Genomic DNA, 24,521 nt, shown 5'->3' on the forward strand with positions numbered 1-24,521 from the left:
ACTTTGGCACAAAATGGTCTAGCAAAAAAAGAATATTCAAATGGAAACGCGTATGAAACATATCGAAGAAATCAGATCAATTCAAAGCGTGTTACTACTCCCCAAAGAGAACATAAGTTCAGTCCTAAGCTGGAAATTACAATTTTAGTAGTTGGATGTGCGATGATATTCTTAATGTCGGTCGCATTGGTTTGGACAAGAATTTCACTTTCAGGGGCCCAACAAACGTTGCAAGATACTGAGAGTCGATCAACAAGAATACATAATACCAATACCGGACTTAAGCAACAGATTGATGAACTTCAAAGTAGTTCACGTTTAGATAAGGTTGCTAAAGGATCGGGATTAAAACTTTCAAATGATCAAATAAGGAACGTCACAAAATGAATAAAAAACAAGAGCAGATAAAAAATCGGAAAAATGCGATTGCTAATCGAAAAAAATTTGGGATGTATTTTCGGATTTTAGTAATTGTAGTTTTCCTGTTGATTTTCGGCTTTTTTTTTAAAAAAGCAATTTTCAAAAGTGCGAATCACGTTAATTTGGCACAGCAAACAAAGAGTTTGTATGCCCAAACTAACGTGATTAAGTCTAAACGTGGAACCATCTATGATAACAATAATCAAGCGTTGGCTGAGGATACCAGTACTTACTCGATTTATGCTATTTTAAACAAGTCGCAAAAGACTAAAGATGATAAACCAGATTACGTAACTAATCCTGAAAAAACAGCTCGGATCCTTTCTGAAAACTTGCCGATTAGTTACAAAGATGCCCTTAAGGCCCTTAAACCAAAGAAACAAGCCTTTCAGGTTGAATTTGGAAATCCGGGAAAAAACATTTCTTTAGTTGATAAACAAAAAATTGTTTCTCATCATTTGCCCGGCATCAAATTTGTTCAACAACAGAGTCGATTATATCCAAATGGGGTCTTTGCATCTCACATTGTTGGGTTGGCTTCTCCAGTTACCAATAACAAGACTAAGGAGACAAACTTAGTGGGACAAATGGGCCTTGAAAAGTCATTTAATAAAGTTCTGAGTGGGACAAATGGGTATGAAGAAGTAAGACATGATAATTATGGTTACGAAGTACCTGATGATAATAAAAAGGAACGACCAGTGGTTAACGGGAATAGTGTTCATACCACAATTGATTCTCGATTAGAATTTCTGCTTGAAAACCAGATGAGTGAGGTACAATCACAGGTTCATCCAAAGAGTATGAATGCCATGCTGATTGATGCTAAGACTGGGAAAGTTTTAGCCGCTGCTCAACGACCAACTTTCAATGCTACAACTGGCAAGGGATTAGGTGGAATTTGGCGGAATACATTAACCCAAGATGCTTTTGAGCCAGGTTCAACCATGAAGATTTTTACGCTAGCCGCTTCAATTGATAGTGGTAATTTCCATGGAAATGAGCGTTATTTATCAGGCAAATATGATATTGATGGTAAGATTGTGCCCGATTGGCTACCAACAGGATGGGGAATGATCACTTATAATAAGGGATTTGCCTTGTCTAGTAACGTTGCCATGGCACATTTGGAACAACAGATGGGGCCAAATACTTGGAAAGATTACATTAATCGGTTTCAGTTTCTGAAGAATACTAATTCAGTTTTTGGTGATGATGATTCGGGGAATATGCAATTTAAGTTACCAATTGAACAGGCTAATACTGCCTTTGGTCAAGGTATTCAAGTAACTGCTTTGCAGATGGTGCAAGCCATGACTTCAGTTGCTAATAACGGCAAAATGATCAAGCCAAGGTTTGTTGATGATATAACCAATGATCACAATAAGGTGGTTAAGAATTATAAGGAAGAAACGTTGGGTCATCCCATTAAACCCTCAACTTCTAAAGCCGTTCGAAAGCATATGGAAGATGTTGTTTATAAGCCATATGGGATCGGTCAAGATTACAAGATTCCTGGATATCGAGTAGCTGCAAAGACTGGTACTGCTCAGGTAAGTAATGGATCTGGCGGTTATGAGAATGGTGACGATAGTTACTTGTATTCGGTTGCTGGAATGGTACCTTCTTCAAACCCAAGATACATTATGTACGTAAGTATGAAACAACCCACTTTAAATGGTGGAAAGACCGCTACCCAATTGATGGCGCAAATCTTCAATCCAGTTATGCAGCGGGCATTAACCCAAAATACAGCTGATGATGTGCAAGTTCCAGATGTCGTTAGTCAAAAGACTGATGTGGCTAAAGAGCAACTTAGTAAAAGTCATCTGGAGCCAATTGTGATTGGTGATGGTGACACGGTTACTAAGCAAAGTCCAACGGCGATCGGTGCTGGTTCAGGAGATAATCACGTTATTTTGATCACTAGTGGGGTATTAAAGATGCCTAGTCTTAAAGGTTGGAGCGAAAAAGACGTTCAAACGCTTAGTGATCAATTGGGTATCAAATTAAATACCAGCGGTAAAGGAAAAGTAGAAAGTCAGAGTATCAATGTAGGCCAAAGAATTACCCCCAAAACTACGTTGACAGTTAAATTAAAATAAATTTTGAGAGGATGAAAAGTGATGGATTGGTTAATTCCACTAATTGGAGGATTTATTATTACACTGGGACTAACGCCAGTATTAATAAGTTATTTTAGATCAAAGCATGAAGGTCAGATGATCAGGGAGGAAGGTCCCAGCTGGCATGAAAGTAAGAGTGGAACGCCCACAATGGGAGGATTAGGTTTCATAATTGCAATCGTTATTACGTGCTTGATCTATGGATTAGTAGTTAGCCAATTGAAGTCAACGCTGCTCATTTTAATCTTTGTTCTTGTGTTTTATGGACTAATTGGGATGTGGGATGACTCAATTAAACTGTTTAAGCGTCAAAATGAAGGATTTAAAGCTTGGCAAAAGTTCTTGCTTCAAGTCATTGGAGCGTTGGTGTTTGCTTGGGTTTACTATGCTAATGGATTTCCAATGTCAATTCGCTTTTTTAACCTCGGCGAGATTCCATTGGGGTATTTCTATGTTTTGTTTATCATTTTTTGGCTAGCAGGCTTTTCTAACGCCGTTAACCTCACGGATGGGTTGGATGGATTGGTAAGTGGACTATCAATTATAGCTTTTGGAGCGTATGCCGTTGTCGCTCATTTTCAACACCAGTTTGAAGTTGAAATGTTTTGCATGGCAGTTGCAGGTGCGCTTATCGCGTTTCTGCTTTTTAATCACAAGCCTGCTAAAATCTTTATGGGTGACATGGGTTCTCTAGCACTAGGTGGCGCTTTAGCTGCCGTTTCAATTTTGCTTCATCATGAACTTTCGTTATTATGGGTTGGATTGGTATTCGTTGTTGAAACTGCCAGTGTCATCTTACAAGTTACGTCATTTAAACTAACTGGAAAAAGAATCTTTAAGATGACCCCCATTCACCATACTTTTGAGATGATGGGATGGAGTGAATGGAAGATTGATATTGTCTTTTGGCTAGTAGGTTTGTTTACTGCAATCACTGGCGTTATTACAATGATTTAATTTTTAGGGAGCTTAATTTTAATTATGAAAAACGTGGACAATTATAAAGATAAAAATATTTTAGTTTTTGGGGCTGGAATGAGTGGAACCAATGCTGCTAAACTATTGGTTAAGTTGGGAGCAAATGTCACTTTAACCGATGCAAAGCCAGCTGATCAAATTAAAGAATACGATGAATTAAAAGCGGATGGTGTAAGAGTAGTAGCAGGTGAATCACCTCTTTCCCTATTAGATGGAATTGATCTGATGGTCAAGAATCCTGGCATTCCATACGATAATGATTTGGTTAAAGCCGCTCAAGATAAAAACATTCCGATCATTGTGGAATTGGAACTTGCAGCAGAAATCTCAGATGCTCCAATTGTGGGAGTCACTGGTAGTAATGGGAAAACTACCACTACCACTATGATCACTAAAATGTTGCAAGCGGGTAAAAAAGATGGAAGGGCCCTAGATGGAGGAAATATTGGAATTCCCGCCACTAAAGTGGCTCAAGAAGTTAATAAGAACGATGTCTTAGTATTAGAGATTTCGAGTTTTATGTTACTGGGGACTCCAAAAATTCACCCGCATATTGCTGTCATCACTAATATTTTTTCCAACCATTTGGATTACCACAAAACACGTGAAAATTACGTAAATGCTAAGATGCAGATTACTAAAAACCAAACCAAAGATGATTTTCTTATCATGAATTTTGATAGTGCTGAATGGCGAGAATTAAGCAAGCGTAGTCAAGCTCAAATCGTTCCGTTTTCACTCACTGATAAGTACAAAAATGGAGCCTACGTTTCTGAGGGTGATATTTACTTTAAAGATGAATTTATCATGCATGAAAAGGACATTCGGGTTCCGGGTGAACAAAACGTTCAAAATGCCTTAGCCGCAATTGCGGTAGCTAAACTATATAAGATATCTACTGAAGCGATTGTTTCAGTATTAAAGAATTTTGGTGGAGTTAGACATCGTGTTCAATATGTTTTAACTTCTGACGATCGTGAGTTTTATAACGATTCTAAGGCAACCGACATTGAGGCCACCCAAATGGCTTTAAGAGGGTTTGATGAACCGATCATTTTGTTAGCAGGTGGATTAGATCGTGGCTATACCTTTGATAAATTGGTTCCTGATTTTAAGTCTAATTTAGCTGGAATTGTTTTGTTTGGTGAGACCGCCGACTTGTTAGAAGATGCTGCTAAAAAAGCTGGTGTTCCACAAATTAAAAAAGTTAAAGACCTTGATGAAGCCGTACCGGAAGCGATTAAAATGAGTAAACCAGGAGATATCATATTGTTGTCACCGGCTAACGCAAGTTGGGACCAATTTGCCACTTATCGTGATCGTGGGGATGAATTCATCAAAGACGTTGAGAAGCTAACTGGGAAAAAGGAGACTAAATAATGAGAATGATTGTATCTGGGGGAGGAACTGGTGGACATATCTATCCGGCGCTTGCCCTAATTGACGCGTTAAAAGCTCAAAAGCCTCATTCAGAGGTTTTGTACGTTGGGTCCGATCGCGGATTGGAAGGTAAAATTGTTCCAGAAAAGGGAATTAAATTTGATGCCTTAAAAATTCAAGGATTCAAACGGAAGTTGTTTAGTCTGTATAACTTTAAAACGATCTGGTTGTTTTTAAAAAGTGTCCAAGAATCAAAAAAGATCATTAAAAAGTTTAAACCAGATGTTGTGGTTGGAACCGGCGGGTATGTTTGTGGAGCCGTAGTATATGCCGCAGCTAAGTTAGGAATTCCTACCGTTATTCATGAGCAAAATAGTGTTGTTGGTCTCACTAATCGTTTTTTGAGTCGTTATGTAGATGAAATTGCCATTGCTTTTGACGATGCCCGAAAACAGTTTCCCGAAAATAAAGTTGTTTTCACTGGCAATCCACGGGCACAGCAGGTTGCTAATATGAAAAGCGACTTTAAGTGGAGTGAGTTTGGTTTAAAAGATGATGTTCCGACGGTTTTGATATTTGGTGGAAGTCAGGGTGCACTAAAGATTAATTCATCAGCGGTAGAAGCGATCCCTGAATTTGACCGACGAAAATACCAAGTTGTTTTTGTTACCGGCCAGAAGCGATATCAAGGGGTTAAAAATGATTTAAAAAACGTTAAAATTAACGATAATATTGCCGTTTTACCTTATATTTCAAATATGCCAGCGGTTCTGCCTAAAGTTGATTTAATTGTTGGACGTGCTGGTGCCACTAGTATTGCAGAAATAACTGCCATTGGAATTCCGGCCATTTTAATTCCAAGTCCCTATGTTACGGCGGATCATCAAACTAAGAACGCAATGAGTCTCGTAAAAAATAATGCCGCTATGATTTTGACTGAAAAAGATTTGAATGGGCAATCTTTAGTGACAAAAGTCGATTCTTTAATGCATAACACCGAATTAAGAAAGCAAATGGCTACTAACTCATATGACATGGGAGTTCGTGATGCTGCTGATAAACTTTTAGGCGTTTGTGAGCAGGCAATTGAGAAGCATCATAAAAAAGCTTAACGGGTGATCTTAATGAAAACTAGCGGTAATGATTCCAATTCATCAGGTCGGTTGGAAAGGTACCAGGAGAGAAAACAAAGGAAGAATAGTCGATATCGAGTCGGACACAAAATCCCTGGGATTAGAAAGCAACAGCGCAAGCAATTAATTAGAGGCTTTTTGCCAATCCTATTATTGTTTATAGTTGTAGCGTTAATTTCTCTCTATTTGGTACTGCCATACAGTCGGGTTTCATCGATTAACATTCAAACTAATCATCAACTCAAGGGCGAAAACATTAAAGATCAGATTCCATTTCAAGTCGGGGATTCGCTGATAATGGTAAAGAGAAACAAAGCTAAAGCCCAAAGGTATGTGTTAGCTCATAATGCGCAGGTTAAACACGTTGATTTTTCTTTTAAAAAGCATAATCAATTAATGGTGAAGGTAGATGGATATTCGAATCCGGAGTACATTTTTAAAGCCGGAAAGTATTATCCCGTCTACCCATCAGGTCATATCTCCGGTGAAGCAGTGAAAATTGATGATCCTAGCGATGTCTGCATTGTTTCTGGATTTAAACAGGGCAATGAAATTAGGAATGTGTTAAGACAATATAAAAAAATTAGTCCATCAATTAGGAATCAGATTAAAGAGTTAAAAAATGCTAATACTAAAAGTAATCCGGAGCGAGTTCAGATTTTGATGAAAGATGGAAATGAGATTTACGTAAAAATCAGTACCATGGCAGATAAAATGGCTTACTATCCTGCAATTGCTAAGGACCTAAAACAAAAGAGCGTGATTAACATGGAGGTGGGGGCATACTCCTATCCTTTGGGGAAATGAGAGCTCTTTATTAACGTTCATCATGTGTGTTAAAATTAAGTGAGATTATGGTATATTGGATCATCTTTTTCAATAGACCCTATATGGAGGTTCCAGATAATGAACGATTCAAATATGTACATTGGTTTAGATATTGGAACTACTTCGATTAAAGTGATTGTAGCTGAGAAGGCTAACGGTCAAATGAATGTAATCGGAGTTGGTAATGAAAAATCAACTGGTGTTAGTCGTGGAGTTATTGTTGATATTGATAAGGCGTCAAATGCTATTGAACGAGCTGTTAGTCAGGCTGAGGAAAAGGCAAGTGTCAAAATTAGCAATGTAATTGTGGGCATCCCGGCTGATCAGATTAAAATTGATAAATGTTCTGGGATGATTGAGCTCCCCGACCAGTCTGAGGAAATCACAAACGATGATGTTGTGGATGTGTCTGAGTCTGCTATTGATACTAACCTTCCACCCGAACGTGAAGTGATCGATTTAACTCCAGATGAATTCATGGTAGACGGTTTTGACGGTATTCAAGATCCAAGAGGGATGGTTGGAAATCGTTTGAAAATGAATGGTCGAATGATTAGTGGGCCTAAGACTATTATTCATAATATTAAAAAGGCCGTTACTAATGCTGGTTTGAATATTGAAGCATTGGTTGTCGATCCCCAGGCTGAAGGAAAATATATTTTAAGTGAATCAGAGCAAGAGTTTGGAACAATATTGATTGACCTAGGTGGAGGACAATCAACGGTTGCGGTTATTCATGACTTTGAACTCAAATACGCCAATGTTGATCTTGAGGGTGGACAATACATAACTAAAGATATTTCTTCAGTATTAAACACTTCTGCCGCTAACGCTGAAAAGTTGAAACGTGGATATGGATATGCTGATGTTGATCAAGCTAGTGAAGATAATGAGTTTCCAGTCGAAGTTGTTGGCCAAGGACAACCAGTTAATGTAAGTGAAAAATTATTAGCTGAAATTATCGAAGCACGAATTGATCAAATCTTTGGCAGACTCAAAGATGATCTTGATGGAATTGATGCATTAAGTCTCCCTGGTGGGATTGTGCTAACTGGCGGGGTATCCTCTATGCCAGGAATTGCTGAATTAGCCGCTAATACCTTTGGCGTTAATGTCAGAGTTTATATTCCTGATCAAATTGGTTTAAGACACCCCTCACTATCGTTAGCATTATCATTAGTTAATTATGGTGGTAATTTAAGTCAAATTGAGCGTTTAGTACGTTCAGCATTTGACCATGGTGAGTTCGCCTATGATGACAACGGAAATGCCAGAGAAATTGAACCTCGATCTGAACCAAGCGTATCTGGATCCATTCCCTTTAAGCAAAAACGTCAGAATAAAACGGCAAAAAAGAAACGTGAAAAGAAACCAAAGAGTGATAAGAATTTAGGCGAAAAATTAAGTGGCATTGTACACCACTTTTTCGAGTAACGCGGGGGTATTTATAAAATATGGACTATTCAATGGATGCAAATAAAAATAATGGTGCAACAATTAAGGTTATTGGAGTTGGTGGCGGTGGTGGAAATGCCGTTAATCGAATGATCGAAGAAGGCGTTAAAGGGGTCGAATTTATTGCCGCTAACACCGACCTACAAGCTTTAGGGAGTTCTAAAGCAGAAACTAAGATTAATCTTGGACCCAAGCTTACCAAGGGACTAGGAGCCGGTTCAAATCCAGAAGTTGGATCAAAAGCAGCTGAAGAAAGTGAAGAAGCCATTACTGATGCCTTACACGATGCTGACATGGTGTTTGTTACATCAGGAATGGGTGGTGGAACTGGAACTGGGGCAGCTCCGATTGTTGCCAAGATCGCTAAAGATGCTGGTGCATTGACAGTTGGGGTTGTTACTCGTCCCTTCGTTTTTGAGGGACCAAAACGTGATCATAACGCTACCGAAGGAATTGAAGCCCTTAAGCAAAACGTTGATACTTTAGTGGTGGTTTCAAATAACCGCTTGTTAGATATGGTTGATAAAAAAACTCCAATGATGGAAGCCTTTAAGGATGCTGATGACGTTTTACGTCAGGGCGTTCAGGGAATCACTGATTTGATTACTAGTCCTGGGGTTGTTAATTTGGATTTTGCCGATGTAACAAGTGTAATGCAGAATCAAGGATCCGCTCTTATGGGAGTGGGTGCAGCAACCGGCGAAAACCGAACTGAAGAAGCAACTAAGAAAGCCATTAATTCGCCATTATTGGAAGTTTCAATCGACGGAGCCCAACAAGTCTTGCTGAATGTAACTGCCGGACCAGAGTTATCACTTGCTGAGGCACAAGATGCCGCCAATATCGTATCTGATGCAACGTCAAATGATGTTAATATCTTCTTTGGAACCTCAATTGATGAAAATATGGGTGATGAAGTTAAAGTTTCGGTAGTTGCAACTGGGATTCAGACTGGGGATCCAGACCGTTCTGCTAGCCCAGCACTAACTAGGAAGAATCGTTCGAGTACCTTTGCTAGTCCTAAGACTGATAATGCTACTAAAGATAATTCAGCTGATTCTAGTAATGATGATCCGCTTCACAACTGGGACATTAGTGATAACCAAAACGAAGTTAGAAATGCTGATTCATCAGATAATGACAAGTTTTCGAACGTGGAAAAGCAAGACTTTGAACCATTTGAAGCTGGAAATAATTCTGATTCAAATAATAATGATAGTGGAAACGACAATGATGATGTCCCTCCATTCTTCAGATATCGGAACCGAAATAATAAGCAATAGTATTCGGAGAGGAGCTAGTAATGTCATATAATTTTAAGCGTTTTTTTGGTCTCGATGATAATAACGAGACTTATGAAGACGACGACTCAAACCAAAATAATGTTGATAGCGTTCGATCTGTAAAAAATAATCCGCGTAAGGTCGTATCAATGAGTAAAAGTGATATTTCTAATAGTAAAATTGCTGTTATGGAACCCCGAATTTATGCTGACGCAAAAAGTATTGCCAGTAAATTAATTGGTGGGAATGCTGTAATTGTTAAAATGGACGGGGTTAGTAATGAGTCCGTCAAAAGAATCGTTGATTTTTTAAATGGGACTATTTACGCTATTGATGGAAAAATAAGACGAATTGATGAGAAAATTTTTCTCTGTGCTCCTAACAATTTTGATATTGATGGCGCAATGGACGAAAAGTTCAATAGTAGGTTAGGATGATTTAATTGGTAATGGTAATTACTTGGATTGCACAGATTATTAATTATGCAATTCAGATTTATATGTTGGCAATCGTAATCGATGCTTTACTGACATGGTTTCCAGGTGCCTCACAGTCTCGATTTGGTCAGTTTTTGGGTCGGATTGTGAATCCTTTTTTAGAGTACTTTAATTTTGCTCACATTGGGATGTTAGGATTTGGGCCAATATTGGCCTTAGTTGTACTTCAACTTTTACAGTTTGGTGTAACCTACATTGGAAATATTATCATAAGTTTGGTCGCATAAAATGGGTGTTGAAAAGAATATTGAACAACATTTTAGAAAATCCGAATTACCGTTCCTTCAAACTGCAAGTGATTGGATTGATAGTGCGAGTTCTGAGTATCGTCCAGTTCTTACTAGTTTTCTCAACTCAAGGGAGTGCTATTTACTTCAGACTTTGGTAAATCGTTATCCTAGTTTGAAGCTGTTGACGTTTGGTGGATATCAAAATGCTGAGATGAAACGAGGTCTGATTTATCCAGACTATTTTGTGCCGAAGTTTGATGATTATGAATTATCACTAATTGAGATTCAATATCCTGAAAAATTTGCGTCTATCCATCACAATCAAGTTCTTGGAAGTTTGATGGGAAGTGGAATTGAACGCAAAGTTCTCGGCGATATTTTGACCGACGGAGAACGTTGGCAATTTATTTGTGAGAATGAAATGGCTAAGTATTTGATAAGATCAGTTGATCGTATTGGTAAAGTAAAGGTTGATTTAAGCCAAATTAATTTTAGTCAAATTGTTCAGCAAAAAGATGACTGGATAGTAGATTTTGTTACTTTACCATCATTTCGTTTAGACGTTGTTATTTCAATTGGTTTTCATATCTCTAGAAGTATGGCTAAAGGTTTAATTGAACACGAAAAGGTTCGTTTAAATTGGTTTGAGTTTACTAAACCAAATTATGAAATTAAAGTTTCTGATATGATTTCTGTCAGAGGATACGGTAGAATAAAGGTAGTGGGATACAATGGCCACTCGAAAAAGGGAAAATTAAAAGCTGAGTTAAACGTAATAAAAAATAAATGAGGAGGGATATTATGACGCTAACGGCTCAAGATATTCATGATAAAAAGTTTTCACTAAAAATGAGAGGATACAGCATTGATGAAGTCAATGACTTTTTAGATCAACTCACTAAAGATTACCAAATTCTGCAAGATGAGAATGAGGAGCTTAAAAGATCATTAAAGAAAACCAAAAAAGACCTCACTTACTATGATGACCTAAAGAATTCTTTGAACCAATCGATTTTAGTTGCCCAAGAAGCAGCTGATAAGGTTAAAAAGGATGCAGAAAGTGATGCAAATGAAATCAAACAAAAGGCTCAAGAGCAAGCCGATTCTATTTTAACTGAAGCTACTGCTCAATCAAATGAAATCATGGGTAACACTTCGAAACAGGCTCAAAGTCTTTCGATTGCGACTGATGATTTTAGAAATAGTGTGAAGGATTTCCGTCAAAAGATGATTGGAATGCTTAAAAGTCAGTTAGACTTTGCCCAGAGTGAAGATTGGAATAAATTACTCGATTCAAGTAATTTTAGCAATTATGATGAGATTCAAGATGCTGTGAAGAATCTTGACAAGCAGGCTATTGGCAGTGTAAACTCATCTAGTAATGATTCTTCAAAGGGTGATCAATTTGTTGTGGAGTCGGTTTCAGGACCATACACGGATCCGACAGTTGAAATTTATCCCAATGATAAGCTACATAAATAATGATAGATTGAAGATAGAAAGTTGCTAATGGTCTTTTCAGCGAATTAGGGTTGGTGTGAGCCTAAAAAAGTAATTATTAGCAAAAGATCACTTCGTTAATAGTCTATGATGCAATGAGAAAATTAACGGTTGTTAATTTTGAATTTGGGTGGTACCACGAAGACTTCGTCCCTATTAGGGCGAAGTCTTTTTATTTTGAGGAGGATACTATGAGAATTAAGGATACGCTAAACTTAGGTAAAACTAAGTTTAAAATGAGAGGAAATCTTCCCGTTAAAGAGGTTGAACGGGAAAAAGTATGGGAAGATAATCAACTTTATCAACAACGGCAAAAACTGAATGAAGGCAAACCATCGTTTGTATTACACGATGGACCTCCGTATGCTAACGGTGATATCCATATGGGACACGCCATGAATAAAATCACCAAAGACATTATTGTTCGATTTAAATCCATGAATGGATACCGTGCTCCTTATGTTCCGGGATGGGATACTCATGGACTACCAATTGAACAGCAACTTAAAAAGAAAGGCTATAATCGCAAAGAGATGTCTACGAATGATTTTCGTAAACTTTGTCACGATTATGCCTTAAAACAAGTTGACCGCCAACGTGATGAATTCAAACGTTTAGGTGTTTCAGCGGACTGGGATAATCCATACCTTACTTTAATGCCCGAATATGAAGCGGCTGAAGTACGTGTTTTTGGTAAAATGGCTGATCGAGGCTTGATTTATAAAGGACTTAAGCCGGTAATTTGGTCTTGGTCATCGGAATCCGCACTAGCGGAAGCAGAAGTTGAGTATCATGATGTGACTTCTCCGTCGGCATTTTTTGCTGAAAAAGTGATTGATGGAAATGGAATTTTAGATGATGATACTTATATGGTTGTCTGGACTACGACGCCCTGGACGATTCCTGGTTCTGAGGGAATTACCGTTGAACCCGACTTTAACTATTCGATTATTCAACACGATGATGACCCGAAAAAATATGTTATCGGAACCGATTTACTTGATAAAGACGCAGAAATGTTCGGCTGGGAAAATATTAAAACCTTAAAGACGGTCAAAGGGAAGGATCTAAACAACATTAAAGCCCAACATCCGTTTGACAAAAATCGTCAACTGGTTGTAATGAACGGCGATTTTGTTACTAATGACTCCGGAACTGGGTTAGTTCACACTGCTCCTGGATTTGGTGAGGACGACTATAACATTGGGATGGAATACGGTTTAGATGTATTTGCTCCTGTAGATGCTAAAGGATACCTCACTAAAGAAGCCGGTCCTGATTTTGAAGGTGTCTTTTATGAGGATGCTAACCAAATTGCTTTGGATAAGTTAAAAAAACAGGGACAGTTAATTCATTACATGCCTTATAAACATAGTTATCCCTTTGACTGGCGAACCAAAAAGCCTGTCATTTATCGTGCTACCCCACAGTGGTTTGCCTCAGTTGATAAGATTAGAAAAGAAATCTTGGATGCCATCGATACGGTTGGATTTAACCCTGATTGGGGCCAAAAGCGACTCTATAACATGATTCGTGATCGTGGTGACTGGGTCATTTCTAGACAGCGAGTTTGGGGAGTTCCACTACCAATTTTCTATGGTGAAGATGGAGAACCAATCATTACTGATGAGACGATTGAACACGTTGCTAGTTTGTTTGGTAAATATGGCTCCGATATTTGGTTTGAAAGGGAAGCCAATGATCTTTTACCAGACGGATTTACTAGTGAGCATTCACCAAATGGTAAGTTTACCAAAGAAAATGACATTATGGATGTTTGGTTCGATTCTGGTACTTCTCATCAGGGCGTTTTGGCTGAACGCCCTGAATTGACGTATCCATCTGATCTCGTTGTTGAAGGATCCGATCAATACCGTGGTTGGTTTAACTCTAGTCTGATTACAAGTGTTGCCTATGCCGACATTGCACCTTACAAACATGTTTTATCACAAGGATTTACCCTGGATAAAAAAGGTCACAAAATGAGTAAATCACTTGGAAATACGATCGCCCCAAGTGATGTTATCAAGCAAATGGGAGCTGACATTGTTCGTTTGTGGGTTACCACTGTTGATACTTCAGCTGATGTACGGGTATCAATGGGTAATTTTAAGGTCGTTTCTGATAGTTATAAAAAGATCAGAAATACAATTCGGTATATGTTAGCTAATACAAGTGATTTTGATTCAGAATCAGATTCGGTTAAGTATGAAGACATGAACCATGCTGATCAGTACATGATGCTTCGCTTGAATCAATTAATTAAAAACGTTAAAGATGCCTACAACAAGTACGACTTCATGAGTATTAATAAGGAATTACTGTCATTTATTACTAGTGACTTGTCGGCTTTCTACTTGGATTTTGCAAAAGATATTTTGTACATTGATCCTAAGAATGGTCACAGACGCCGTTCAATGCAAACGGTTTTATACGAGGTCCTAGTTGCTTTAACGAAATTAATGACTCCAATCATCCCCCACACGACCGAGGAAATTTGGAATTTCTTAAATGAACCAGAAGAATTTGTTCAGTTGGCTGAAATGCCAGAAGTTAAGCACTTTGACAATGAAGATGAAATTAGTCATCAGTGGGATCAATTTATGAAGTTGAGAAAGAACGTGTTGAAAGCCATGGAACTAGCTCGAGATGGTAAAGTCATTGGTAAACCGTCTGAAGCTAAATTGACTTTGTATGTTGATGATGCAACTAAGAAGCTGTTTAACGATTTAGGTGTGGATATTGCTCAAATCTTGATGGTTTCTCAATTAGAGGTTAAATCAATTGATGAAGTTGACTCAGATGCAGATCGATTTGATGATAATTTAGCAATTAAAGTAGAGCATGCCAAAGGTGAGACCTGTGTTCGTTGTCGTCTCATTAAGCAGGATGTTGGTTCTGACCCAGATTACCCAGAGTTCTGTGGTCGTTGTGCTAAGATTGTTAAAGAAGAGTTTCCAGAAACAGCAACAGACGGATTTGATGAAAAGTAATGGAATCGGGATTTGATCCCGATTTTTTATTAACAAAGGGGTAAAACGAAATGAAAGGTACGATTAAAAGTTACGAAAGGGATAAGGGATTTGGGTACATTGAGGTTCCTAATTCTGATGACATTTTCATGCATATTACTGGAATTATTTCTGGAAATCCAAAGCAAATTAAGCCTGGTGATCAAGTTGATTTTGTAAAAGCCATGGGACAACACGGTTTCCAGGCTGCTAAGGTGGTTTTACATCAAGATTAAAGCAATTGCATTGGGGTTATATTATGGTTAAACTATTTTTGGAAGGTGATTATTATGGATTTTGAAGAAAAAGTAATTAGTAGTAAACCGGTTTATAATGGACCAATTGCTCAAGTAGAAGAACAGCAAGTTAAGCTTCCAAATGGACAGTTAGCCTCTAGAGAGATTATTCACCACTGTAAATCAGTAGCAATGCTTGCAATCACCTCAGACAATAAAATGATTTTAGAGAAACAATGGCGCGCCCCAGCAAAACAAGTGATGATTGAAATCCCTGCAGGTAAATTGGATGATCGCGACAATGATTCACCGATTCATGCCGTTAAAAGGGAATTAAATGAAGAAGTTCGATATAACGCTAAGGAAATTAAAGAGCTTTATTCATTTTATCCATCAGTTGGAATTTCTGATGAGTATATGTATTTGTACTTAGTGGAGGGATTAACCCCAGTGAAGACAAAGTTACCTAGAGATCCTGGTGAATTTTTAGAAATTAATGAGTATACGCTAGATGAAGCCAAACAAATGATGAAAAGTGGCAAAATCATTGATGCTAAGACAATTATGGCAATCCAATACTGGGAACTGATGCAGAAATAGGCGGTCAATATATGGTAGTTAATGATAGGGAAAAAGATCGGTCTGAAATGACTAGATCTGAGTATCAGCGCATGTATGGTGATAGTGGGAGAAGAGATCCCCGTACTCGTTATGATAATGAATCAGAAAATCAAGAGACTCGGCATGCCCGTTTGAAAAAGCGAAGCTGGTTTGATCGATTGTTTCATCATGCTAATAAGGGTCAATCCGATGAATCTTCGGGGAATTATTATACCGATCAACCGGACTCATATGAAAGAGAAAGACAAGATGCTTCTGAGTACAAACGTAAACGACTCGGAAGAAGATTGAATGTCGTTATATTATTATTATTGTTATTAATTGTGCTCGTGCTAGCAATTATGAGATTCGTTGGATAATTTAGGAGAATTTGGGAAAATGAAAACATTTGGAATTATTTGTGCAATGGATGAAGAAATTAAATCTTTAAAATCAGCATTAAAAAATGAGAGAGAAAAAGATATTAATGGCATCAAGTTTTATGAAGGGACCATCGATGGTCAAAAAGTTGTCTTAGTAAAATCTGGGATTGGCAAAGTTGAAGCAGGAATTACAGCGGCCCTTTTACTTGAGAATTTTGATGTTGATGTAATCATTCATTCTGGATCAGCAGCTGGCATTGGGGAAGGACTGAGCGTTGGTGATTTAGTAATCTCCACTCAAACTGCTTATCATGACGTTGATGCTACTGCTGCAGGATATGAATACGGTCAATTACCCGGTCAGCCAGCTCGATTTGACGCTTCTAACACTTGGATTAATAAAATTACCGATGCTTCAAAAGATACCGGAATTAACCCTAAAAAGGGTTTGATTGTTACCGGAGATCAATTCATTGCTGGACAAAAAATGATCGATGAAATTCTGAAAAACTTTCCAGATGCCTTATCGGCCGAGATGGAAGGCGCTGCAGTAGGACAAGTTGCCCACCAGTTTAATATTCCGTACGTCGTTATTAGAGCGATGTCAGATGTTGGTGATGAAAACGCTAATCAGAGTTTTGATGAGTTTGTTGTTGACGCCGGAAAACGTTCGGCACAGATGCTATTAAATTTATTTAAGAATACTAAAGAAGCTCAGAGGGATGATTTAATTGGGTGAGATCTATTTAGATAACGCCGCAACCACACCAGTCTCCAGTGAAGTGTTGGATGACATGTACGATAAGTTTAAAAATAACTTTGGAAACGCTTCTACTTTGTATCAACTTGGAAGACAATCCAAAGAAATCTTGGAAGATAGTCGACATGTGATTGCTAAAAGTATTAATGCGGATGATAACGAAATTGTATTTACAAGTGGTGGAACTGAGAGTGATAATACAGCTGTGATTAGAACGGCTGAAGCTCGAAAGAGTCTTGGTAATCACATTATTACAACTGCAATTGAACATGAAGCAATTTTAAAGCCAATGAAATATTTAGAAGATCATGGATTTAGAGTTACTTATTTACCGGTTGACAAGCAAGGTAATATTTCTTTAACTGATCTGAAGAATGCGCTTGATGATGACACGATTTTGGTTTCAATCATGATGGGAAATAATGAAGTGGGTAGTAAGAATCCGATTCATGAAATTGGGGAACTACTTAAAGATCATCAGGCTTGGTTTCATACTGATGCTGTGCAAGCTTATGGTCTACTTGATATTGATGTCAAAAGGGATCATATTGATTTACTATCTACATCGGCTCATAAGTTAAATGGTCCAAAAATGATTGGTTTTTTGTATCGACGAAATGGAATTAATTTTACCAGTTATATTATGGGTGGCGATCAGGAAGACAAACGACGTGCCGGAACCGAAAATATTCCCCAAATATCAGGATTTGCTACGGCCGTTAGAAACCTTCCTAGTGAAAAGAAAAAGCAACGAAGAGAAGATTTTATGCGATTTAAGCGCGAAGTGGTTGATGGATTAACTAATAACGGAATTGACATTGATGTAAACGGATCGATGAGTGATAATACCCTGCCACACGTCTTAAACATTTGGATCAAGGGAATTTCTACCTATGTTATGCAGACTAATTTAGATTTAGCGGGGATTGCCGTGTCGGGTGGATCAGCATGTACCGCTGGTAGTTTAGAACCTTCTCATGTCTTAACTGCAATGTTTGGAAAAGATAGTCCTAGACTTTCAGAATCCATTCGAGTTAGTTTTGGGGCATATACCACTGATGAAGACATTCAAAAATTAGTTACTGAGATTACGGCGATTGTTCATCGCTTGAAGAAGGGAAACAAGAAGTAATGGCATTTTCAAAGGTAGTCCAGTTAAAGGGTGGAACTGACAAATATGAGTTGAACCCAGAAATCAAACAATACACTTTACTTGACCTTGGTTTTAACACCACTAAAAGTGGCAATTTTTCCTATAAGAAATCCATTGACCCTGAGTCCCCATTCAATAAAAGGGCGATCAAGCTTAAGATTACAATCAATTCTGATATGAGTGAATTTAAGATGGCAGTCGTTGATGGTAATGAAATGAATGATGTGGATATCTTTTCTAATGATAATCATCAAGAAGAACGTGATCAGTTTAATTTCATTATGCAGAATATGATTTTAAGAAAAGTATTTCAAAAAGTGTAGAAGAGTGAAAAGTTGCAAGAATGTTAGTTAGTAGAGTATGATAGTAAATACTGGAATTGCGACCTTCAAATCGTAGATTTTCAGAATCTAAAGAATGATGGTGATGTTATGCAAGATAACAGTAAAACACGTGTTGTTGTTGGTATGAGTGGTGGAGTTGACTCTTCAGTTGCCGCCTACCTCTTAAAACAACAGGGATACGATGTGGTTGGAGTCTTCATGAAGAACTGGGATGACACCGATGCTGATGGTGTTTGTACCGCTACTGAAGACTACAAGGATGTTGCTCATGTTGCTAACGAAATCGGCATCCCATATTATTCTGTTAACTTTGAACATGAGTATTGGGACCGGGTCTTCAAGTATTTCTTAGCGGAATACAAACGCGGACGTACTCCTAATCCTGATGTAATTTGTAATACTGAGATTAAGTACAAAGCTTTTCTCGAGTATGCAATGGATCTTGGTGCCGATTATATTGCAATGGGGCATTATGCTCAGTTGAAACGTGATAAAGAAGGACACAACCACTTATTACGTTCCACAGATCTTAATAAAGATCAAACTTACTTTTTAAGTCAACTTTCAGCGGATCAATTGGATCGAGTAATGTTTCCAGTTGGTGGAATGACTAAACCTGAGGTTAGAAAAATTGCTAAAGAAGCTAACCTTTGGGTAGCCGACAAAAAGGATTCAATGGGAGTTTGTTTCATTGGTCCAAACAACTTTAATAATTTTCTTAGCAAATACCTTCCTGCTAAACCAGGTAAAATGATGACCTTTGATGGTGAAGTTAAGGGTCATCATAATGGGCTGATGTATTATACAATTGGTCAGAGGAAAGGTCTCGGTATTGGTGGAGATGGTTATGATAATCGACCTTGGTTTGTTGTTGGTAAGGATCTTTCTAAGAATATTCTGTACGTTGGAAAGGGTTATGACAATGAACATTTATATGCTGATTATTTAACTGCTTCTGGTCTTTCTTGGATTGATTCCAATACGCGAGGAAATGATTTTCATTGCACGGCTAAGTTTAGGTATCGTCAAAAGGATACTGGGGTTACCGTTCATATTGATGACGATAATAATCATGTTAAGGTAACTTTTGATGAACCAGTTCGGTCAATTACTCCCGGACAGGCAGTAGTTTTTTATGACGGTCAAGAATGTTTAGGAACCGCTACGATTGATGCCGCGTTTAAAAATGATCATGAACTACAATATGTATAATATTTAAACAAAGTTCGACTCGTTTTGAGTCGGACTTTTTTGATAATTTAATTCTAAACTGGCATAATAAAGCTATATCAATGTGTGTGAGGGATTTAAATGAGACTTTATTTTGTGAGACATGGGAAGACCGAATGGAATCTTGAAAGTAGGTATCAAGGTGCCGGAGGTGATTCACCGCTTCTTGACGAAAGTTACCATGAAATGGATCAAGCGGGTAAATTTCTTTCGGGTGTTCAATTTGCACATATTTATGCAAGCCCTATCAAAAGAGCACGAATTACCGCTTTCCATATTCAAAAATGGTTAAAATCTCCAGTCTCCATTTCACTGGACAGTCGCTTGGAAGAGTTTCATCTCGGTAAGATGGAAGGAATGAAATTTACTGATGTGCAAAAGAAATTCCCAGAAGAATTTGATGCCTTTCGTAACCATCCAGATCAATATCGTCCTGAAGCAATTGGTGGGGAAAATTTCCCCGCATTAATCAAGCGAATGCAAGGTAAAATTAATGAAATTACGCAAAATTACAATAATAACGATAATATCTTAATTGTTAGTCATGGAGCAGCTCTAAATGCTTTGATTAATTCATTATTAGGGATCCCACTGAGAGATTTACGGAAACGTGGTGGATTGGCTAATACAAGTACTACCGTTATTGAAACTAGTAATCATGGAAAAACGTATCGATTGGTGGATTGGAATAACACCAGTTATTTAGACAGGAAAGTTGAAAAATCAGATTTAGTGTAATAGGAGGATGGCTATGACAGATAATGGACGAGAAAATAAACCAACGGAAGATCCCCGTCAAAAGCAAGCGGAAGAAACACTTCATAAGTTAGTAAAAGATATTGATGATCACCCCAAGGACTACCAAACTTACTATGATTTAAGTGTGTTTTTAGTTGAGCTTAAAAGTTATACCCAGGCTGAAGAGTTATTAATGAAGGCTTTGGGTTTATTTGGCGATTCAAATAAAAAAGCAAAAAGCACGCTGTTATATGGTTTAGGTAACGTATATTATTCTGCTGGTGAATATGAAAAAGCCATTCAACAGTTTCAGCAGGTGAATGATCCTGAGTTAAAAAAAGACGCTTACGTGATGTTGGCTCAAAGTTATATGGGGAAAAAGGACTATAAGAGAGCTTTAGTGTTTTTATTAACGGCTCAAGAATTAGCAAAGCAAGATTCTGAAATTAATCGAATGATGGGGGAGTGCCTAATGGCACTTGGTGATTTCGATCAAGCAGCCGATTTTTACGATCGAGTTCTAAAAAGTAATCCAAATGATGGGAAAGCTAATTTCGATCGGGGATTAATTGCGATGGTGATTGGTGAACCATTTGATGATTATTTCAAGAAAGCCGAAAAGTACGATAAGAAAAATTTTGATGCCAAACAAAGTCAGATAAAAGACATTGAAAAAGTCGTTCAATTAAATAAACAAAAAAATGAGCACCCTGATGACTCGAAACCAAATGATTCCAAAAAATAGGAGAAAATAATTGTCTGAATCCATGGATTTATTTCAAACGAACGGAAAATTGAATAATTCATCTCAAAATGAGCAACCATTTGTGAAAGGACAAGTTCAGACAACTTTTTTTGAAAGTTCAGATAGTTTCTACAAAGTTTTGCTGGTAAAGGTTAATGAAACCAATGTAGATTGGCATGAAGATGAAATTGTTATCACTGGTAACTTTGCGGATATTAGTGATGATATCACCTATCGTTTTATTGGTAAGTTGGTTGACCATCCCAAGTATGGAAAGCAATTTCAAGCTGAAAACTACGAGCGGGTTGGTCAAACTTCCAAAAAGGGTTTGGTTAATTATTTATCAGGTGATGAATTTACTGGTATCGGGCCGAAGACTGCCGAAAAAGTTGTTAACAAATTGGGAACGAATTTAATTGAGAAGGTTTTAGAAAACCCGGCGGTTTTAAATTCAGTTGGATTAACCAAGAAGCAAAAGGATGTAATTACAAAAGTAATTCACGAAAATAATGGGGTTGAACAAACCATCGTTGGGCTGAATAGTTATGGCTTCGGCAGTAGCTTAGCTTCTGCCATCTTTAAAAAGTATAAAGAGCAGGCTTTAGAAGTCATTAAGAATAATCCTTACCAACTCGTTGAAGATATTTCTGGAATTAGCTTTAAGCGTGCTGATCGAATTGCGAATAAGGTTGGAGTAGATTACAACGATAAAGGACGGTTGCGTGCCGGATTACTGACAGCTCTTGACTCTTTATCCATTAAAAGTGGTAATACGTATTCTGACACTAGAGAATTGATGCAAGAAAGCACTCGAATTCTTGAAACCGATCGAACGCAGAGTATTGACGATAAGAAGTTAGGTGAAGAATTGTATGATTTAGCTAAAGACCAAAAAATTGTCGTTGATGAAGATAAAATTTATTTAAAAAATCTATACGATGACGAGATACGCATTGCTGAAAACATCAAGCGAATTGAGCAGGGTGGCAAAAAGGCGGAGGATCAACCTAATGATTTTTCTAAGATAATTGGCAAAGTTGAGAGTGAGGTCGGAATTGAGTATGACGACTCTCAGAAAAAAGCCATTAATGAAGCAATGATAAACCCTGCATTTTTGCTTACTGGTGGTCCTGGAACTGGGAAAACGACTATTATCAACGGAATTGTTAGAACGTTTGCCAAAGCTAATGATTTATCTTTAGATATTAATGACTATAAAGAACAAGCATATCCAGTATTATTAGCAGCTCCTACTGGGCGAGCTGCCAAGAAAATGAGTGAGTCAACTAAAATTCCTGCCAGTACCATTCATCGCTTGCTAGGTCTTACTGGTCATGGCGATGAAGAAGCTGCCAATGATTTGGAGGGTGGTTTGTTAATCGTTGATGAAATGTCGATGGTGGATACAGACTTATTTAAAATTTTATGCCAGGCGGTTCCAAACGGTATGAAGGTGATCTTTGTTGGTGATAAAGATCAGTTACCGTCGGTTGGTCCCGGTCAGGTTTTTTATGATTTACTCCGTTCTCACACAATTCCTAGCGTGGAATTAAACCAAATTCACCGTCAAAATGACGGATCAACCATTGTAGAATTAGCCCATGATATCAAGAATGGTGAGATGCCCAAAACACTTTTAAAAAACCAAAGGGATCGTAGCTTTATTAATTGTAATACCCAACAAGTTGATTCGGTAATTAAGCAGATTGTTAATAAGGCCAAAACGAAAGGATTTAGTTCTACGGATGTACAAGTACTGGCTCCAATGTATCGTGGAACTGCAGGGATTGATCGTTTAAACGTTGAGATTCAAAACATTATGAATCCTAAAACGGCTGACTCTCAGAAAGAAGTTGACTTTAGGGGAACCACTTATCGAATTGGCGATAAGGTTCTTCAACTTGTAAATGTCCCTGAGAATAACATTTTTAACGGTGATATTGGTAAAGTCGTTGGAATTGAAGTTAATAGCGATAATAAGCATTATCTAGATAAACTGGTCATTGCGTTTGATCAAAATGAGGTTACCTATACTCGAAATGACTGGAATCAGTTAACACTTGCCTACTGTACCTCGATTCATAAAGCTCAGGGTAGTGAGTTCGAAATGGTTATCTTACCGATTGTTCCTCAGTATAAGAGGATGCTTAAAAGGAATTTATTGTATACTGCAGTTACTAGAGCTTCGAAAATGTTGATTATGATTGGAGATCCAAATTCATTTGAAGAATGTATTGAAAATGAATCGGTTAATCGGAAAACGACTTTGAAGCAACGGTTACAATACGTGATTGACGAAGAGTTTACTCCAAAGGTAATTGGAAATTCAAAAAAGGGTAGACCGACTTTTAAAAAGAAAACTCCCTCAGATTTTATTTTATCGGAGGATCAGATTATTGAAAATACAATTGATCCCATGATTGGGATGCAGGGAATTACCCCTCAAAATTTTAATAATGATAAATGAATTAAATTCGATTATAATGTAGGTAGTAATTAGTTGGTTATGAGGGGAAACTTGATGGTGAAAACAAAAAAAGAAAAAAAGTCGGAAAAGATATTTGCGTTGAATTCGAATCGTCCGTTAGCAGAAAAGATTTCTGAATATAGTGGAATGGACCTTGGTAAAGCAACCATCAATCATTTTAGTGATGGTGAAATTCAAATTTCAATTGATGAAAGTATTCGTGGAGATGATGTGTACATCGTTCAATCGCTTTCTGATCCTGTTAATGATAATTTGATGGAACTGATGATTATGATTGATGCGGTTCGAAGAACTAGTCCCCATACTATTAACGTGGTAATCCCGTACTATGGATATTCAAGATCTGACCGAAAAGCGCGTTCAAGAGAACCAATTACTGCAAAATTAATTGCTACTTTTCTTGAATCTAGTGCGGTAGATCGAGTCATTACTCTTGATTTGCATGCGGCACAAATTCAGGGATTTTTTGATATCCCAGTGGATCACTTGCGGTCACTTGAATTAATGGGTAATTACCTAAAAGAACATGATATTAGTAATGACGCCGTTGTGGTTTCACCCGATTATAATAGTGTCGCCAAGGCACGAGGAATGGCTGGCTACTTGAACCTTCCGATTGCAATTGTTGATAATCGAAATCCTGAGGATCTAAGTCAGGTTCCTAGTACGATTATTGGTGATGTAAAGGGTAAAAAGGCAATTGTTGTTGATGATATGATTGTGACGGGTGAGAAGATGAAAATCACTGCTCAAGCGATTATGAATGCGGGAGCAAAAGCGGTTTATGTAGTTGCTACTCATCCTGTTCTTACTGAAGAAGCGAGACAAAATCTTTCCGATCCAGCCATTAAACAGGTGATCGTTTCCGATTCCATTGTCGTTCCACAGAATAAGAGAGTTGACAAAATGGTGATCGTTTCAGTTGGCAAGCTGATTGGTGATGCCTTAAAATTAATTGAGAACGAACAATCAACAAGTAAATTGTTTAAGTAATATAAATTTG

General features: G+C 37.7%; 24 protein-coding genes. All 24 read left to right on the plus strand.

What is annotated here, in order from left to right; translation table 11 throughout:
- Positions 1-3: 3 nt before the first annotated feature.
- On the plus strand, positions 4-387 hold the full coding sequence (gene ftsL, locus AC6UD6_RS02230) for a cell division protein FtsL (protein WP_500695530.1): 384 nt from the start codon (positions 4-6) through the stop codon (positions 385-387).
- The gene (locus AC6UD6_RS02235) at positions 384-2,525 is read left to right on the plus strand and encodes a penicillin-binding transpeptidase domain-containing protein (RefSeq protein WP_500695531.1); all 2,142 of its coding nucleotides are present in this window, start codon (positions 384-386) and stop codon (positions 2,523-2,525) included. The genes ftsL and AC6UD6_RS02235 overlap by 4 nt, the downstream gene beginning before the upstream one ends.
- Before the next feature lie 21 nt (positions 2,526-2,546).
- Positions 2,547-3,503: a phospho-N-acetylmuramoyl-pentapeptide-transferase gene (mraY, locus tag AC6UD6_RS02240; RefSeq protein WP_500695532.1), complete on the plus strand. Its 957-nt coding sequence runs from the start codon at positions 2,547-2,549 to the stop codon at positions 3,501-3,503.
- A 24-nt stretch (positions 3,504-3,527) separates the two neighbouring features.
- Positions 3,528-4,904 (plus strand): UDP-N-acetylmuramoyl-L-alanine--D-glutamate ligase, encoded by a 1,377-nt coding sequence (gene murD / locus AC6UD6_RS02245; RefSeq protein WP_500695533.1) that lies wholly within the window; start codon positions 3,528-3,530, stop codon positions 4,902-4,904.
- Positions 4,904-6,016 carry an undecaprenyldiphospho-muramoylpentapeptide beta-N-acetylglucosaminyltransferase gene (murG, locus tag AC6UD6_RS02250; RefSeq protein ID WP_500695534.1) on the plus strand — a complete coding sequence of 371 codons (1,113 nt, stop codon included), beginning with the start codon at positions 4,904-4,906 and terminating at the stop codon, positions 6,014-6,016. Before murD ends, murG begins: the two co-directional genes overlap by 1 nt.
- Positions 6,017-6,028: 12 nt before the next feature.
- On the plus strand, positions 6,029-6,844 hold the full coding sequence (locus tag AC6UD6_RS02255; protein ID WP_500695535.1) for a cell division protein FtsQ/DivIB: 816 nt from the start codon (positions 6,029-6,031) through the stop codon (positions 6,842-6,844).
- A gap of 99 nt (positions 6,845-6,943) precedes the next feature.
- Positions 6,944-8,299, plus strand: coding sequence for a cell division protein FtsA (gene ftsA, locus AC6UD6_RS02260; RefSeq protein WP_500695536.1), 1,356 nt, complete (start codon positions 6,944-6,946; stop codon positions 8,297-8,299).
- A gap of 20 nt (positions 8,300-8,319) precedes the next feature.
- Entirely contained in the window at positions 8,320-9,603 is a 1,284-nt protein-coding gene (gene ftsZ / locus AC6UD6_RS02265; protein WP_500693928.1) for a cell division protein FtsZ, read from the plus strand.
- Between the two features lie 20 nt (positions 9,604-9,623).
- Positions 9,624-10,040 (plus strand): cell division protein SepF, encoded by a 417-nt coding sequence (locus AC6UD6_RS02270; RefSeq protein ID WP_500693927.1) that lies wholly within the window; start codon positions 9,624-9,626, stop codon positions 10,038-10,040.
- A gap of 11 nt (positions 10,041-10,051) precedes the next feature.
- Positions 10,052-10,327 carry a YggT family protein gene (locus AC6UD6_RS02275; RefSeq protein WP_500695537.1) on the plus strand — a complete coding sequence of 92 codons (276 nt, stop codon included), beginning with the start codon at positions 10,052-10,054 and terminating at the stop codon, positions 10,325-10,327.
- 1 nt (position 10,328) lies between these two features.
- Positions 10,329-11,120, plus strand: a complete 792-nt coding sequence (locus AC6UD6_RS02280; RefSeq protein ID WP_500695538.1) for a YlmH family RNA-binding protein — start codon at positions 10,329-10,331, stop codon at positions 11,118-11,120.
- A gap of 11 nt (positions 11,121-11,131) precedes the next feature.
- Complete coding sequence (locus tag AC6UD6_RS02285; protein ID WP_500693925.1) at positions 11,132-11,812, plus strand: DivIVA domain-containing protein; 681 nt, start codon at positions 11,132-11,134, stop codon at positions 11,810-11,812.
- Between the two features lie 209 nt (positions 11,813-12,021).
- Entirely contained in the window at positions 12,022-14,823 is a 2,802-nt protein-coding gene (gene ileS, locus AC6UD6_RS02290; RefSeq protein ID WP_500695539.1) for an isoleucine--tRNA ligase, read from the plus strand.
- Between the two features lie 50 nt (positions 14,824-14,873).
- Positions 14,874-15,077 carry a cold-shock protein gene (locus AC6UD6_RS02295; protein WP_500693923.1) on the plus strand — a complete coding sequence of 68 codons (204 nt, stop codon included), beginning with the start codon at positions 14,874-14,876 and terminating at the stop codon, positions 15,075-15,077.
- A gap of 54 nt (positions 15,078-15,131) precedes the next feature.
- On the plus strand, positions 15,132-15,677 hold the full coding sequence (locus AC6UD6_RS02300) for an NUDIX hydrolase (protein ID WP_500693922.1): 546 nt from the start codon (positions 15,132-15,134) through the stop codon (positions 15,675-15,677).
- Between the two features lie 11 nt (positions 15,678-15,688).
- The gene (locus tag AC6UD6_RS02305; protein WP_500695540.1) at positions 15,689-16,057 is read left to right on the plus strand and encodes a hypothetical protein; all 369 of its coding nucleotides are present in this window, start codon (positions 15,689-15,691) and stop codon (positions 16,055-16,057) included.
- Between the two features lie 19 nt (positions 16,058-16,076).
- Positions 16,077-16,799, plus strand: coding sequence for a 5'-methylthioadenosine/adenosylhomocysteine nucleosidase (locus AC6UD6_RS02310; protein ID WP_500693920.1), 723 nt, complete (start codon positions 16,077-16,079; stop codon positions 16,797-16,799).
- Positions 16,792-17,952, plus strand: a complete 1,161-nt coding sequence (locus AC6UD6_RS02315) for a cysteine desulfurase family protein (RefSeq protein ID WP_500695541.1) — start codon at positions 16,792-16,794, stop codon at positions 17,950-17,952. The genes AC6UD6_RS02310 and AC6UD6_RS02315 overlap by 8 nt, the downstream gene beginning before the upstream one ends.
- Positions 17,952-18,296 carry a DUF1831 domain-containing protein gene (locus AC6UD6_RS02320; protein ID WP_500693918.1) on the plus strand — a complete coding sequence of 115 codons (345 nt, stop codon included), beginning with the start codon at positions 17,952-17,954 and terminating at the stop codon, positions 18,294-18,296. Before AC6UD6_RS02315 ends, AC6UD6_RS02320 begins: the two co-directional genes overlap by 1 nt.
- Before the next feature lie 108 nt (positions 18,297-18,404).
- Positions 18,405-19,529, plus strand: a complete 1,125-nt coding sequence (gene mnmA, locus AC6UD6_RS02325) for a tRNA 2-thiouridine(34) synthase MnmA (RefSeq protein WP_500693917.1) — start codon at positions 18,405-18,407, stop codon at positions 19,527-19,529.
- 99 nt (positions 19,530-19,628) lie between these two features.
- Positions 19,629-20,285, plus strand: a complete 657-nt coding sequence (locus AC6UD6_RS02330; protein ID WP_500695542.1) for a histidine phosphatase family protein — start codon at positions 19,629-19,631, stop codon at positions 20,283-20,285.
- A gap of 13 nt (positions 20,286-20,298) precedes the next feature.
- Positions 20,299-21,030 carry a tetratricopeptide repeat protein gene (locus AC6UD6_RS02335; protein ID WP_500695543.1) on the plus strand — a complete coding sequence of 244 codons (732 nt, stop codon included), beginning with the start codon at positions 20,299-20,301 and terminating at the stop codon, positions 21,028-21,030.
- Between the two features lie 10 nt (positions 21,031-21,040).
- On the plus strand, positions 21,041-23,497 hold the full coding sequence (gene recD2 / locus AC6UD6_RS02340) for an SF1B family DNA helicase RecD2 (RefSeq protein ID WP_500695544.1): 2,457 nt from the start codon (positions 21,041-21,043) through the stop codon (positions 23,495-23,497).
- Between the two features lie 54 nt (positions 23,498-23,551).
- Entirely contained in the window at positions 23,552-24,511 is a 960-nt protein-coding gene (locus AC6UD6_RS02345) for a ribose-phosphate diphosphokinase (RefSeq protein ID WP_500695545.1), read from the plus strand.
- The last annotated feature ends 10 nt before the right edge of the window (positions 24,512-24,521 follow it).

This window comes from Fructilactobacillus sp. X8R2C1, assembly GCF_059900955.1.